Origin of the sequence: Undibacterium hunanense (assembly GCF_014284335.1) — a bacterium.
GTDB classification, from domain to species: Bacteria; Pseudomonadota; Gammaproteobacteria; order Burkholderiales; family Burkholderiaceae_D; genus Undibacterium; species Undibacterium hunanense.
In genome coordinates this window covers 1-900 of the sequence record NZ_JACOGF010000039.1, presented here as the reverse complement: position 1 = coordinate 900, position 900 = coordinate 1, and the positions used below count along the sequence as shown (strand labels likewise).

General features: G+C 55.8%; 1 pseudogene. It reads right to left on the bottom strand.

Going from position 1 to position 900, the window contains the following annotated elements:
* Positions 1-900: pseudogene (locus H8L32_RS27210) on the bottom strand (hypothetical protein); the annotation flags it as partial.

Genomic DNA, 900 nt, shown 5'->3' with positions numbered 1-900 from the left:
TGATGTTACCGCCATTGACGATGATGAGGGTATCTGTACCGTCGCCGCCTGTGATGCTGTCGCCTGTTTCGAGTGTGTCAGCCAGGATGAAGGTGTCGTTGCCTTTGCCGCCGATGACGGAGACGTCCTGGGTCTGACCGGATGTGTCTGCTTTACCAGTGGTGAAGAAGCCATTGCCGAGGTTGATGGTCAGGTTGCCTGTGAATGCGGATGCGTCCACTGTAGCCAGACGACCGGAGGCTTGCAGGATGCCGCCCTGGTAGTTGACGGATTCAATGGTACCAACAGCGCCGTTGACGACGTTGGTTGTGGAACCCAGGTTCAGGTTGGTGTTGCCAGTGATGATGACTTTACCGGCTGTGCCTGTGTCCATTGGCAGGTTGAGTGTGCCGATGAAGTTGTTGGCGCCTGTGCTGTTGACTGTGAGTGTTTCATAGCCTGTGCCGCCTACGCCATTGGCGGAGGAACCAGAAGTGTTGCCACCGATGTTGACTGCACCAACTTGTACGTCAGACAGGTTCAATGCACCGACGTTGGCACCTGTCAGTACGCCTGTACCGAAGGAGAATTCAACGACGCCAGCCTGGTTGGCGTTGGAGCTGGTGATGGACATGGTATCGAGAACGGATTTGATGTTTTCGATACGGGCATTGTTGGTACCTGCTGCGGAGGCGATACGGGAGATGTTGACGGCTTTGAGGCCGGTGGCATCTTGCAGATCGAGACCGGTGACTGCCAGGTTGGCACCCGCAGAAGATGATCCTGTGAAGGAGGCATTCAGCGTTTGGATGTTGGTCAGTTTTGGGGTGATGAGGGTGCCGCCGTTGTCGTTGGCATTGCCCAGTGTGGCTGTCAGTGTGTTGGAGACGCCTGTACCGGTCAGTTGGTCTTCATCTTGCA